General features: G+C 56.8%; 13 protein-coding genes. 12 read left to right on the top strand and 1 reads right to left on the bottom strand.

The genetic code is table 11. The annotated features are described in order from the left end of the window. Window positions 1-77: 77 nt before the first annotated feature. Window positions 78-632 (top strand): ADP compounds hydrolase NudE, encoded by a 555-nt coding sequence (nudE, locus tag V2S86_RS22945; RefSeq protein ID WP_330764282.1) that lies wholly within the window; start codon window positions 78-80, stop codon window positions 630-632. A gap of 60 nt (window positions 633-692) precedes the next feature. On the opposite strand, the gene mrcA is transcribed toward nudE, so the two are convergent. Continuing rightward, on the bottom strand, window positions 693-3,251 hold the full coding sequence (gene mrcA, locus V2S86_RS22940; RefSeq protein ID WP_330764281.1) for a peptidoglycan glycosyltransferase/peptidoglycan DD-transpeptidase MrcA: 2,559 nt from the start codon (window positions 3,249-3,251) through the stop codon (window positions 693-695). A gap of 122 nt (window positions 3,252-3,373) precedes the next feature. On the opposite strand from mrcA, the gene pilM reads away from it, so the two are divergent. The 11 genes from pilM to V2S86_RS22885 all read left to right on the top strand — a co-directional run bounded on the left by pilM (window position 3,374) and on the right by V2S86_RS22885 (window position 12,671). Beyond that, on the top strand, window positions 3,374-4,207 hold the full coding sequence (pilM, locus tag V2S86_RS22935) for a type IV pilus biogenesis protein PilM (protein WP_330764279.1): 834 nt from the start codon (window positions 3,374-3,376) through the stop codon (window positions 4,205-4,207). Further along, window positions 4,207-4,743, top strand: a complete 537-nt coding sequence (locus V2S86_RS22930) for a PilN domain-containing protein (protein WP_330764278.1) — start codon at window positions 4,207-4,209, stop codon at window positions 4,741-4,743. Before pilM ends, V2S86_RS22930 begins: the two co-directional genes overlap by 1 nt. Further along, window positions 4,736-5,257, top strand: coding sequence for a hypothetical protein (locus V2S86_RS22925; protein ID WP_330764276.1), 522 nt, complete (start codon window positions 4,736-4,738; stop codon window positions 5,255-5,257). Before V2S86_RS22930 ends, V2S86_RS22925 begins: the two co-directional genes overlap by 8 nt. After that, a complete protein-coding gene (locus V2S86_RS22920) occupies window positions 5,250-5,609 on the top strand; it encodes a hypothetical protein (RefSeq protein WP_330764275.1) in 360 nt (119 codons plus the stop codon). The genes V2S86_RS22925 and V2S86_RS22920 overlap by 8 nt, the downstream gene beginning before the upstream one ends. Continuing rightward, a complete protein-coding gene (gene hofQ / locus V2S86_RS22915) occupies window positions 5,606-6,850 on the top strand; it encodes a DNA uptake porin HofQ (protein WP_330764274.1) in 1,245 nt (414 codons plus the stop codon). Before V2S86_RS22920 ends, hofQ begins: the two co-directional genes overlap by 4 nt. A gap of 348 nt (window positions 6,851-7,198) precedes the next feature. Continuing rightward, on the top strand, window positions 7,199-7,720 hold the full coding sequence (aroK, locus tag V2S86_RS22910) for a shikimate kinase AroK (RefSeq protein ID WP_004391482.1): 522 nt from the start codon (window positions 7,199-7,201) through the stop codon (window positions 7,718-7,720). A gap of 95 nt (window positions 7,721-7,815) precedes the next feature. Continuing rightward, complete coding sequence (aroB, locus tag V2S86_RS22905) at window positions 7,816-8,913, top strand: 3-dehydroquinate synthase (RefSeq protein WP_330764273.1); 1,098 nt, start codon at window positions 7,816-7,818, stop codon at window positions 8,911-8,913. 158 nt (window positions 8,914-9,071) lie between these two features. After that, the gene (locus tag V2S86_RS22900) at window positions 9,072-10,118 is read left to right on the top strand and encodes an SPOR domain-containing protein (protein WP_330764272.1); all 1,047 of its coding nucleotides are present in this window, start codon (window positions 9,072-9,074) and stop codon (window positions 10,116-10,118) included. 318 nt (window positions 10,119-10,436) lie between these two features. After that, complete coding sequence (gene dam / locus V2S86_RS22895) at window positions 10,437-11,249, top strand: adenine-specific DNA-methyltransferase (protein ID WP_006319076.1); 813 nt, start codon at window positions 10,437-10,439, stop codon at window positions 11,247-11,249. A 53-nt stretch (window positions 11,250-11,302) separates the two neighbouring features. Further along, on the top strand, window positions 11,303-11,980 hold the full coding sequence (gene rpe / locus V2S86_RS22890; RefSeq protein WP_330764271.1) for a ribulose-phosphate 3-epimerase: 678 nt from the start codon (window positions 11,303-11,305) through the stop codon (window positions 11,978-11,980). Continuing rightward, on the top strand, window positions 11,973-12,671 hold the full coding sequence (locus V2S86_RS22885) for a phosphoglycolate phosphatase (protein WP_330764270.1): 699 nt from the start codon (window positions 11,973-11,975) through the stop codon (window positions 12,669-12,671). Before rpe ends, V2S86_RS22885 begins: the two co-directional genes overlap by 8 nt.

Below are 12,671 nucleotides of genomic sequence, written 5' to 3'. Positions count from 1 at the left end.
CCAATCATTATTCTGGTTATCCGCGTCATCACCTCTGATGCTGTGGCGCACCGCCGGATAACTCATTTGAGGCAATCATGGATAAACACCTGCAAAAACCTAAAATTCTGAAAGTGGAAACGGTCGCTCGTTCGCGTTTATTTAACGTTGAGTCGGTCGATCTGGAGTTCAGTAATGGTGTACGGCGGGTGTATGAGCGGATGCGGCCCTCAGACAGGGAGGCGGTGATGATTGTCCCGGTGATTGGCGACGACTTGCTGCTGATCCGCGAATATGCGGTGGGCACCGAATCTTACGAGCTGGGTTTCCCCAAAGGCTTGATCGATCCAGGTGAAGGCGTGCTGGAAGCGGCTAACCGCGAACTGATGGAAGAGGTGGGTTTTGGCGCCAAACGTTTCGATTTTCTCAGCAAGCTGACCATGGCGCCATCCTATTTTTCCAGCAAAATGAATATTGTGCTGGCGCACGATCTCTATCCGCAGAGTCTGGAGGGCGACGAGCCTGAACCCTTGCCGCAGGTGCGTTGGCCGATAGCCGACATGATGACATTGCTGGCGGAGCCGGATTTCCGCGAGGCGCGCAATGTCAGCGCGCTGTTTCTCACCGAGGCCTTTCTGCGCGGCTCGCGTTAGACAGAGCTTCTCCTACTTCCGTAGATAAAAAAAGGGCCAGATTTCTCTGGCCCTTTTCTATCAGAACAGCTCGTGGCTTTCGCCGCCGGGGTCCGTCAACGTAGTGCCGGTATCCCGCGTCGGGTAGCTTGTCGGCTGAGTACCTTCGATAAAGTATTCAGAGCGACTACCGCCGCCGCCGCCGGAAAGCTTGCCGCTGCTTTTGTCGATGGTGACGCTGATAATGCCCGGCGGTGGGGTGACTTTCTGCTCAGGAATGCCTTCCAGTGCGACCTTCATAAAATCATCCCATGCCGGTTGCGCGCTCTTCGCACCGCCTTCGCCGCCGGAGATCTGATCTTCGATGGCACCGGAAGCCGTTGCGCGGCCGAGGTCGCGGCGATGATCGTCGAAGCCAATCCAGACTGAAGTGACGGTATCCGGGCCATAGCCGGAGAACCAGGCGTCTTTTGAACTGTTGGTGGTACCGGTTTTGCCGCCGATATCACGCCGTTTCAAATCGCGCCCGGCGCGCCATGCGGTGCCCATCCAACCCGGTTCACCAAAGATGTTGCTGTTCAATGCATCGTGCATCAGGAACGCCAACTGGGTACTGATCACATGCGGCGCATATTGCAGATCGCCATCCTGCAGTACCTGAGCCGGCGTGACCTGTTCCAACTGCGGCATCGGCACGTTACCGTTACCGCCTTCCTGCGACGTCGCGACGTTTTCGACGTTGTCGTCGGAAAGCACGGCAGAACGGTGGGTATCGCCATAAATCACCGGCAGATTACAGCTGTCGCAAACGACTTTGGGTTTGGTTTCAAACACAGTATTGCCGGTTTCATCTTCGATTTTGGTGATGAAATACGGGTCGACCAGATAACCGCCGTTTGCCAATACCGCATAGCCGCGCACCAGTTGCATCGGCGTGAACGAAGCCGAACCCAGCGCCAGAGATTCGGTGTGCACGATGTTTTGCGCCGGGAAGCCGAAACGCTGCAGATATTCCGCCGCGTAGTCGACGCCCATTGCACGCATGGCGCGCACCATCACGACGTTCTTCGATTGTCCCAGCCCCTGACGCAGGCGAATAGGGCCGTCGTAGGTTGGCGGCGAGTTCTTCGGCCGCCAGTCAGTACCGGCACCGGCATCCCAACGTGTGACCGGCAGATCGTTCAGGATAGTGGCCAGAGTCAGGCCTTTATCCATCGCCGCTGTGTACAGGAACGGCTTGATGTTGGAGCCGACCTGACGCAGCGCCTGGGTAACGCGGTTGAACTTGCTCTGGTTGAAGTCGAACCCGCCGACCAGCGCTTTAACGGCGCCATCGTTCGGGTTGATCGACACCAGGGCCGAGTTGACGTCCGGCACCTGTGACAGCCACCAGCTTTCATTCACCTTGCGCACCCACACCTGCTGGCCGGCCTGCACCACGTCGGTCACGCGTTTTGGCGTTGGGCCCTGTTGCGTGTCGGATTTGTACGGACGTGCCCAGCGCATGGCGGCCATTGGCAAGGCAATATTGCTGCCATCGGACAGCATGGCCGTTGCTTCTTCGGCAGTCGCCCGGGTGATCACCGCAGGCGCCAGCGGGCCATAATTCGGCAAGTTTTTCAGTGAGTCGACGATCTGTTTTTGATCCCAGGCCGCCTCACCCACTTTCCACAGCACGTTGGACGGGCCACGGTAGCCGTGACGCATGTCATACGCCAGCACGTTGTTGCGTACCGACTCCTGAGCCGCCAACTGCAATTTTTTGGTGACGGTGGTATAGACCTTGTAACCGTCCGTATAGGCATTTTCACCGTAACGCTTGATCATCTCCTGACGCACCATCTCGGAGAGATAGGGTGCAGAGAAGTTAATCTCCGGCGCATGGTAGTTAGCCACCAGATCTTCGCCACGGGCCTGATCGTACTGGGCCTGAGTGATGTAATGCTCGTCCAGCATGCGCGACAGCACCACATTACGGCGAGCCACGGCGCGATCGTGCGAGTAAAGCGGGTTGAAGGTTGACGGCGCTTTAGGCAAGCCGGCGATGGTCGCCATTTCACTCAAGGTCAGCTGGCTGACGTCTTTGCCGAAATACACCTGCGCTGCAGCACCCACGCCGTAGGCGCGGTAACCCAGGTAGATTTTGTTCAGATACAGCTCGAGGATTTCGTCTTTGGTCAGCATCTGTTCGATGCGTACCGCCAGGAAGGCTTCCTTGATCTTGCGCATCAGGGTGCGTTCCGGGCTTAAAAAGAAGTTTCTCGCCAGCTGTTGGGTAATGGTACTCGCCCCCTGGGATGCATGGCCGGAGACCAGTGCAATAGAGGCGGCACGGAAGATGCCGACCGGATCGACGCCGTGATGTTCATAGAAACGGCTGTCTTCGGTGGCGATAAACGCATGCACCATGACCGGCGGAATTTGGTTAAGTTTCAGCGGAATACGACGTTTTTCACCGTATTGGGCGATCAGTTCGCCATCGGCGCTGTAAACCTGCATCGGTATCTGCAGCCGTACGTCTTTCAGCGTTGCAACGTCAGGCAGCTGTGGCTCGACATATTTGTACAAGCCAAAAATCGAGGCTGCCCCCAACACGATGCAACACACTGCAAGGATTAGTAAATACTTTACGAACTTCACCTGAGATTTCCCATTTTCATGTCATTTGGGCAGTTTATAAACAACCGCGCGGTAGTATAAAGGCAAGCCTGCAACATGGATATGTTCTTTTATCATCTGACGATATGGAGGTCGGGCGAAATATGTTCTCTCAAGCATGGCAGGTGGGGCTGGATATACAAAGTAACCGCATCTGCGCCCTGGCGGCACAGCGCCGGCGCAACGGTTGGCAACTGCGTCATTGGTGGCAGCAAAGGCTGCCGCAAGCGGTACTGCGCGAAGGGTGTCTCGAGCAGCCGGAGGTGCTGGTTCGCGCGTTGCGACAATGGCGGGTCCAGTTGCCAAGACATATTTGCTTACGCATTGCTTTGCCTGCCCAGCGGGTTTTGCAGCATCAGATGCCGATGCCGGATGCCCGGCTGAAAGAGCCGGCGCGCGGCGATTATATCACCAGCCAGGGCCTGAAGCAGTTCCCGCTGGACAGCCAGACATTGGCGCTGGACTACCGTCCCTCTCCGCCTGACTCTGCCGCTCTGTTGCTCACCGCCGCACGCCAGCAAGAGTTGCAGCAGTGGCTGCATTGTTTACGCCAGGCCAATTTACGGCCGCAGGTGGTCGATATCACTCCCTGTGCCTTGCACATAATGGCGTTTGCCGCAGGCGTACCGGCCGAAGCGGGTTTGTTGCACCGCCTCGAGCGGGAGTGGCTGTGGGCAGCTCCACGCCGTACGGCCTTTTCCTATGGCATTTTACCGGAGAGCGAGGCAAGCCAGGCGCTGGCGGCGATGCATGCAGCTTGCCCCTCACTCGGTGAACATCAGGTTTATTACAGCAGCGTGGTGGATGAGCTGCCTCCGCCGGGGTGTCTGCCATGGTCGCCGTTCAGCGCATTCAACCAACTGCGGCCCCCGTTACCCCGTTTGCCGGGGGCATTTGTGTTGGCCGGTGGGTTGGCGCTGCGCAGTGGGGACAACTGATGTATCAGGTTAACCTTCTGCCCTGGCGTAGGCTGGCCCAGCGTCGCCGCTGTGCTTTCTGGTTACGCCTTTTCGTGTTGCAACTGGCGTTGATGCTGGCAGCGATGGCCGCTGTTTTTGGCCTGATGAGTCACCAACAGACGCAACGGCATGAAGTTCTGTTGACGCTGTCCCGTCAACAGGCAGGGTTGGCAGAGCGCTACCAGCAAACCCGGCAGGCGATGGCGCGTTTGGCGCGCTTGACCGAACTGGCGGACAGGCAGGAGAAGAACCGGGCACATAACCGGCGTTACCTGCAGCTGTTACAACAGTTCTCAACCATTCTTCCCGCGCCGCTGTGGCTTACCGTACTGGAAAGCGACGCACAAAAAATCACGCTGCGGGGTCTCAGCCGCCGTTATGGGGCGGTCATCCGGTTTGAGCGGGAGTTGGCGGCTTTGCCGCTATTGCAGCACTGTCGGCTGGCTGAGGTGGTGCAGCGCAAAGATGGTCTGTTTTCATTCACGCTGATGGCGCAATGGGGGCTGAATGGATAAGCCGTTGCCACTCTGGACAAAGCGCTGGTTGGATTTGCCGGGTTGGAAGGCGCTGGCCGCGCAGTGGTCGGTGTTGGGCTGCCTGGCTTTGCTGTTTGGCATGCTGTTGTTGCACGGTAAAGGGCAACAGCGGGAGCGGACGCTGGCGGAGCAACAGCGTCTGATTGAGCAGATTGAGCCGTTAAAACAGCAATTGGCTCAGATGCCAACGTTGGACGAGATTAATCTTCGACTGCAGCAGAACGCGTCCAGACCCGCCGTTCATGATGATCTTACGCAAGTGCTGCAACGGACGGGCGCCGCATTGCAACGCTGGCAGCAGCAGGAGAAACCGCAGCGTCAAACCCTCAGCCTGAATATCCATTACGACGGTGTCTTGCGGCTACTGGAGGCGTTGCCTTCCTCATTACGCATCGATCAAATAACCCTTGAAGCACGGGCTGAAGATCTGATGGCGCACTTCGTTTTACACGACGCGTCGGCAGACGCTACGCGGGTAAATGAGGATGAATAAAGGTTACGGGGCTTGGTGGCTGTTGCTGCCGTGCGCATTGATGGCGCAACCGCGCAATCCCTTTATGCCGCCAGCCGTGGCTGATTGCCCGTCGCAGAGGGAATCGCCGGCAAATTGGCTTTTGAAGGGGACCGTCGGGCAGGCAGCGTCGCGCCATGCCTGGGTGGTCACGCCCACAGGGCAGTGGTTGCGTTTAGAGCCCAGGCAAAGCCTGCTGGGCGGGCGCTGGCAGGTGGAACAGGTGCTTGAGGGGCGGTTGGTATTGAAAGCGGGCCCGGAAGATCCGGCTTGCCCGGAGGCTGACAACGCGGTGGTGCTGACATTGGGAAACCATAAGGAAGAAAAAACATGAAAGGATGCACTTGGCTGGGCGCGGTGTTATGGGGTATTGCCGCCACCGGTATTGCAGCACCGGACAAGGAACCGATATCGCTGGCGTTTCAGGACGCCCCGGTAACTTTGGTATTGCAGGCGTTGGCGGATTATCAACAGCTTAATGTGGTTACCGCCGCAGGTGTGGGCGGCAATCTGACATTGCGGTTGGATAATGTGCCTTGGCAGCAAGCGCTGGCGGTGATCTTGCGTATGGGGAAACTGTCGATGACGCTGGAAGGCAACGTCATGATGGTGTTCCCCGAGCCGGATGAACAGGAGAAACAGCGGCAACAGTTGGCTTTGGCACAAAAGCAACCGTTGGAAAGCGTGACGCTGACGTTAAACCATGCCGATGCGGTTGAGATTGCCGAAAATCTGAATGCCCAGGGCAGTATTTTGCTGAGCGAACGCGGCAGCGTGGTGGCGGATAAACGCACCAACGCGCTGCTGATCCGCGATACTGCTCCCATAGTGGCATTATTGACCAAGCGCATCGCGGAAATGGATGCACCGTTGGCGCAGGTTCAGCTGGCGGCGCATATTGTCACCATTAACAGTGAAAGTTTGCGCGAACTCGGCGTGCGCTGGGGCTTGGCCCCGGATGAAGGTGCAGTAAAGCCATGGCGGATGGGCGGTTTTAACGTCGGGCTGCCGCTGGAGCGCAGTGCGATCAGCGCCGGCTTCCATCTGGCGCGCATCGGCGGACGGCTGCTGGATCTGGAGCTAATGGCGCTGGAGCAGGAGAACCGGGTAGAAATCATCGCCAGCCCGCGCTTGCTGACCGCGCATCAGCAAACCGCCAGCATTAAACAGGGCACGGAAATTCCCTATGAGGTGAGTAGCGGCAGCAGCGGGGCGACATCGATGGAGTTTAAGGAGGCGGTGCTGGGCATGGAGGTGACGCCGAAAATTTTGCCGAATGGCCGCATTACTCTGACGTTGCAAATCAGCCAGAACATGCCCGGGCGCTCCATCACCCGGGCGGCCGGCGAGGCACTGGCGATCGATAAGCAGGAGATTAAAACCCAGGTGACGGTGAAAGACGGTGAAACCATTGTATTGGGTGGCGTATTTCAGCGTCAGAGCGCCCAGGGAGCGGACAAGGTACCGGGCCTCGGTGATGTTCCATTGCTGGGTTCCTTGTTCAAACAGAGCACCAAACAGCATAAACGACGCGAGCTGGTGATATTCATTACTCCAACATTGATTAAGGCATGAGCAGCAGGCTGTCCGGTTCGGTGAAAATCGCCTAAAGTTGATGAGCAGATGCACTTTTTTCTCACCTTGGGGGCATCTGCGTTTGACGCTGCGGCCGATTTAGCTTACAAGGGTTACCGAATTGAGCACCGAGGTTTTTTGTTAACGCCAAGACGCCGTTAAAAACGTATGGTTTCCCTCCTGCGGCGTGGATTGCGATTTATTCGGTTGCCAAACTACCAAGAGTGTTGAGATAATTTTCCGTCTGATCTCGCACTATCGCTCATGAGGTTTCAGTTTAGGTCCCGCCGCTGATTTGATTGGCGGGGCGGGTTAACATTAACGAATAGTCTTAGTAATACCAAAAACATGGCAGAGAAACGCAATATCTTTCTGGTTGGGCCTATGGGTGCCGGCAAAAGCACTATTGGCCGTCAGTTAGCTCAGCAACTCAATATGGAGTTCTTCGACTCCGATCAAGAAATTGAGCGACGTACCGGAGCTGACGTGGGCTGGGTATTCGACGTGGAAGGTGAAGAAGGTTTCCGCGATCGTGAAGAAAAAGTCATTAATGAACTGACGGAAAAGCAAGGGATTGTGCTGGCTACCGGCGGTGGTTCGGTTAAATCGCGTGAAACGCGCAACCGTCTGTCGGCGCGTGGTGTCGTGGTTTATTTGGAAACCACCATCGAGAAGCAGTTGGCCCGTACCCAACGCGACAAAAAACGTCCGTTGCTGCAGGTTGATTCTCCTCCGCGCGAAGTGCTGGAAGCGCTGGCGAAAGAGCGCAATCCGTTATACGAAGAAATTGCAGATGTCACCATCCGCACCGACGATCAAAGCGCTAAAGTGGTTGCCAACCAGATTATCAATATGCTGGAAAGCAACTGATTGCGGTTTCCGTGTTCGCCACGGCAAATGCGGAAAGACTGATTGTGTTCCCCGCAGCAGCGGGGATAAACCACACATTGAGAACTGAGCGCGACATGGAGAGAATTACCGTAACGCTTGGGGAGCGCAGCTACCCGATTACCATAGCCGCCGGATTGTTTAACGATCCGGCTTCTTTTATGCCGCTAAAGGCGGGTGAACAGGTCATGCTGGTCACCAACCAAACCCTGGCGCCGCTCTATTTGGACCGGGTCCGAAAGGTGCTAGAACAGGCTGGCGTAATGGTGGATCAGGTGATTCTACCTGATGGCGAACAGTATAAATCCCTTGCCGTGCTTGAGCAGGTGTTCTCGGCGCTGCTGCAAAAGCCCCACGGTCGCGATACCACATTGATCGCGCTCGGCGGCGGCGTGGTGGGCGATCTTACCGGTTTTGCCGCGGCTTGCTATCAGCGCGGTGTCCGCTTTATTCAGGTTCCTACCACATTGCTTTCGCAGGTGGACTCTTCCGTTGGCGGTAAAACCGCCGTCAATCATCCGCTCGGCAAAAACATGATCGGTGCATTCTATCAGCCTGCTTCCGTGGTGGTTGATCTGGATTGCCTGAAAACTTTACCGGCGCGTGAGCTCTCCTCTGGTCTGGCTGAAGTGATCAAGTACGGGATTATTCTCGATCGCGATTTCTTCGTCTGGCTGGAAAACAATATCGATGCATTGGTTGCGCTGGATATGAATGCCCTGGGCTATTGTATCCGCCGTTGCTGCGAGCTGAAGGCCGAGGTGGTTGCCGCTGATGAACGCGAAAGCGGCCTGCGCGCGCTGCTGAATCTGGGCCATACTTACGGCCATGCGATCGAAGCGGAAATGGGCTATGGTGTATGGCTGCACGGCGAAGCGGTGGCAGCCGGCATGATGATGGCTGCGGAAACCGCGCATCGTCTCGGTCAGTTCTCCACCGACGATATCGAACGCATTAAAACACTGTTGTTACGCGCTGGTTTACCGGTGTGCGGGCCGCAGGAAATGGCGCCGGAATCTTATTTGCCGCACATGATGCGCGACAAGAAAGTGTTGGCCGGCGAACTGCGGCTGGTACTGCCGACGGCCATCGGTCAGGCGGAAGTTCGTAGCGGAGTCGGGCATGATTTGGTGCTGGCTTCTATCGCAGCTTGCCTTCCCGAACGGCATGCCTGAGTAAATCGGAAGAAGTAACAGTGGCTTAGCCGCCGTTTACATCTATATTAATAATGTGCAAAGCACGACTGATGTCGCTTTGTCATCATCGGGTTAATCTGCCCGTGCCACGGTAGGTCTACGGTGGTGGGCTTTTGCCTCTAGTTGGAGGGTTTCAGATGGATGAGTTTAAACCGGAAGACGATCTCAGACCTGATAGCAGCGATCGTCGTCCTGCACGTTCGCGTAAACCGGCTCCGGGACCACGCTTTGCCGTTTCACGTCAGCACTTAATGATTGGTATCGGTATTCTGGTGCTACTGCTGCTGATTATCGGCATCGGCTCGGCGCTGAAGGCGCCAACCAAGCATGAAGCGGCACAGGAAGGCGCGCAAAACGGCGCGGCCAAAGACATCAACCTGTCCGGCTCTTCGTCGCTGACCGCCGGTAACGCCGGTGTTACCGGCGGCACGACCGATACCAATGACAACAACGGCGTGAGCAGCACTTCCGCGCAACAGCCGCAAAACGTCAGCGTTCCGCCGATCTCCAGTACTCCGACGGAAGCGCAACCGCAGCCAGTGCAAGAGGGGGCGCAGCAGCGTGTCGATCTGCCGGGCAATATGTCGGATGCGTTATCTGCCCAGCAGGGCCAGGTTGATGCGGCGACGCAGGGCATGAGTGGCCCGGCTTCAACGCTGCCTACGGCGCCGGCCACCCTGATGAACGGCGCCGCAGCGACCGCAGCGAAAGAATCAACGCGCCCGGTTCAGGGCACTGCTCCACAGCAACATAAGACACCGGCAAAAACCGCCGGCAAACCGACGGCTACGCAGCATAAAGCGCCAACCACGGTGTATACCCCGGCGCCTTCCGCCAAACCGGGAGCGGCAAGCAGTAAAACGGGGACGACGAGTGCCAAGACGGGCGTTGTTAGCGGCAGCGGCAGTTCGCTGCAGTCTGCTCCGGCCAGCCATTACACCCTGCAACTGAGCAGCGCTTCGCGTTCCGATACGCTGAACGCCTACGCCAAGCAGCAGAAGCTGCAGAATTATCAGGTGTATGCAACCCAGCGTGACGGCAAGGCATGGTACGTGCTGGTAAGCGGTAACTACGCCTCTGCGGCTGAAGCCAAGCGTGCCATCGCGTCGCTGCCGGCGGATGTTCAGGCGAAAAAGCCATGGGCCAAGCCGGTACGTCAGGTGCAGCAGGACCTGAAAAAGTAACCCAATAGATTTCAAGCTGCGGCCAGGGCATGAATTTCATGCCTGGTAGGGATGGACATGCTGCGGCCGTGTAAATGGGGCGACGTTTTTCGCCCCTACGGTGTTGGGGGCAAGTTTGCCGTGAGCAGATTTGCTCTCCCCCCTGCGGTGGTCCCGAGAGGGGCGAGGCCCACGGACAGGTCGAAGAACTGCACGCAGCCAACATGGCTCCAGCTTGAAAGATGAAGGGTATTAATCATTTAAATTTGTGCGCTGATGTGCTGTCTGAAACAGAGTACAATCCGCCGCTCTGAATTGTATAAGTAGCTAACTGACGGCATGAAGAAAAACCGCGCTTTTTTAAAATGGGCTGGTGGAAAATACCCGCTGGTTGACGAGATCCGTCGTCATCTGCCGGCGGGCGACTGCTTAATCGAGCCCTTCGTGGGTGCGGGTTCAGTCTTCCTGAACACGGAGTACGACGCCTATATTCTCGCCGACATCAACAGCGATCTTATCAACCTGTATAACATCGTTAAGCTGCGTACGGATGATTTCGTGCGCGATGCTCGCCTTCTTTTCACCGATGAATTCAATAACTCGGATCAGTTTTACCTGCTGCGCGAAGAGTTTAATACCAGTGCCGACGCCTATCGTCGCGCGCTGCTGTTTCTCTATCTGAACCGCCACTGTTATAACGGTCTGTGCCGGTATAATCTGCGTGGTGAGTTCAACGTTCCTTTTGGGCGTTACAAGAAACCGTATTTCCCGGAAGAAGAGCTGTACTGGTTCGCTGAAAAATCCCGCAACGCCACGTTTGTCTGTGAGCATTACCGCGATACCATGGCAAAAGCCGAGCGCGGGACGGTGATATATTGCGATCCGCCGTATGCGCCATTATCGGCGACGGCGAATTTTACCGCTTACCACACCAACAGCTTCAGCATTGCCGATCAACAGAGCCTGGCGTTAATGGCGCGTCAGCTTTCTGTGGAAAGCCAGGTGCCGGTATTGATTTCCAACCATGACACCGAACTGACGCGTGATTGGTACCAGCATGCTGCGCTGTATGTGGTGAAAGCGCGTCGCACGATCAGCCGCAATATTCTTGGTCGCAGTAAAGTGAACGAGCTTTTGGCGCTGTATCGTTAAACCGGGATACGCCCCGGCTGTAACAATTCGAACCCTACGTTTGGAGATTGCGGATGAAAAAGTTTTTGATTGCCCCGTCCATTCTGTCGGCAGATTTTGCCCGGTTAGGTGAAGATACCGCTAACGTGCTGGCCGCTGGCGGCGACGTGGTGCACTTCGACGTAATGGATAACCACTATGTACCCAATCTGACCATCGGGCCGATGGTTTGCCAGGCGCTGCGCGATTATGGCATCACCGCGCCGATTGACGTGCACCTGATGGTGAAACCGGTCGATCGCATTGTCCCGGATTTCGCCGCAGCGGGCGCCAGCTACATCTCTTTCCATCCGGAAGCCTCCGAACACGTCGATCGCACCATTCAGCTGATTAAAGAACACGGTTGCAAGGCCGGTCTGGTATTCAACCCGGCGACGCCGTTGAGCTACCTGGATTACGTCATGGATAAAGTCGACGTGATCCTGCTGATGTCGGTCAACCCCGGCTTTGGTGGCCAGTCGTTTATTCACGGCACTCTGGATAAGCTGCGTCAGGTACGCAAGCTGATTGACGAAAGCGGTCGCGATATCCGTCTGGAAGTCGATGGTGGCGTGAAGGTAGACAATATCGCCGAGATTGCCGCAGCGGGCGCGGACATGTTTGTCGCCGGTTCAGCAATCTTCGGCAAGCCGGATTACCGCAAAGTGATCGACGAAATGCGCAGCGAACTGGCGAAAGTGACCCATGGCTGATTTCAGCGCGGTGCGCGCTCTGGCCTTCGATCTCGACGGCACGCTGGTAGACAGCGCGCCGGGGCTGGCGGCAGCCATCGATCTGGCGTTGGCTGAAATGGGTTTGCCGCAGGCCGGCGAAGCTCGGGTCGGTACCTGGATTGGCAATGGCGCCGACGTGCTAGTGCAGCGTGCGCTGCGTTGGGCCGAAGTGGAAGCCACGCCGGAACACAATCATCAGTTGCGTGAACGCTTCGATCACTTTTACGCGCAAACCGTCGACAGCGGCAGCCGCCTGTTTCCACAGGTAAAGGAAACGCTGGCACGCCTGGCCGCACAAGGTTACCCGATGGCGCTGGTGACCAACAAGCCGACGCCGTTTGTTGCGCCGTTACTGGCTGCGCTGGGCATTATCGATTATTTCTCGCTGATCATCGGCGGTGACGACGTGGTGGAAAAGAAACCGCACCCGGCGCCGCTGTATCTGGTGCTCGGCAAGCTTGGTCTGCGCGCCAATGAGCTGCTGTTCGTGGGCGATTCGCGCAACGATATTCAGGCGGCACAGGGGGCAGGTTGCCCAAGCGCTGCGCTGACCTACGGTTATAACTACGGTGAGGCGATAGCCCTGAGCCACCCCGACCGCGTGTTGGAGCGCTTTGCCGATTTGTTGCCCGCTCTTGGGCTGTCATCTTTAGAGAATCAGGAAATTTAA

It is taken from the genome of Serratia sp. C2(1), assembly GCF_036352655.1.
Taxonomy (GTDB): Bacteria; Pseudomonadota; Gammaproteobacteria; order Enterobacterales; family Enterobacteriaceae; genus Serratia; species Serratia inhibens.
This window is presented reverse-complemented; position numbering and strand designations above follow the sequence as displayed.

Bases quoted from the DNA above. Each gene is read 5' to 3' on its own strand.
- nudE (WP_330764282.1), top strand. From the start codon at position 78: ATGGATAAACACCTGCAAAAACCTAAAATTCTGAAAGTGGAAACGGTC.
- pilM (WP_330764279.1), top strand. From the start codon at position 3,374: ATGTTCTCTCAAGCATGGCAGGTGGGGCTGGATATACAAAGTAACCGC.
- V2S86_RS22930 (WP_330764278.1), top strand. From the start codon at position 4,207: ATGTATCAGGTTAACCTTCTGCCCTGGCGTAGGCTGGCCCAGCGTCGC.
- V2S86_RS22925 (WP_330764276.1), top strand. From the start codon at position 4,736: ATGGATAAGCCGTTGCCACTCTGGACAAAGCGCTGGTTGGATTTGCCG.
- V2S86_RS22920 (WP_330764275.1), top strand. From the start codon at position 5,250: ATGAATAAAGGTTACGGGGCTTGGTGGCTGTTGCTGCCGTGCGCATTG.
- hofQ (WP_330764274.1), top strand. From the start codon at position 5,606: ATGAAAGGATGCACTTGGCTGGGCGCGGTGTTATGGGGTATTGCCGCC.
- aroK (WP_004391482.1), top strand. From the start codon at position 7,199: ATGGCAGAGAAACGCAATATCTTTCTGGTTGGGCCTATGGGTGCCGGC.
- aroB (WP_330764273.1), top strand. From the start codon at position 7,816: ATGGAGAGAATTACCGTAACGCTTGGGGAGCGCAGCTACCCGATTACC.
- V2S86_RS22900 (WP_330764272.1), top strand. From the start codon at position 9,072: ATGGATGAGTTTAAACCGGAAGACGATCTCAGACCTGATAGCAGCGAT.
- dam (WP_006319076.1), top strand. From the start codon at position 10,437: ATGAAGAAAAACCGCGCTTTTTTAAAATGGGCTGGTGGAAAATACCCG.
- rpe (WP_330764271.1), top strand. From the start codon at position 11,303: ATGAAAAAGTTTTTGATTGCCCCGTCCATTCTGTCGGCAGATTTTGCC.
- V2S86_RS22885 (WP_330764270.1), top strand. From the start codon at position 11,973: ATGGCTGATTTCAGCGCGGTGCGCGCTCTGGCCTTCGATCTCGACGGC.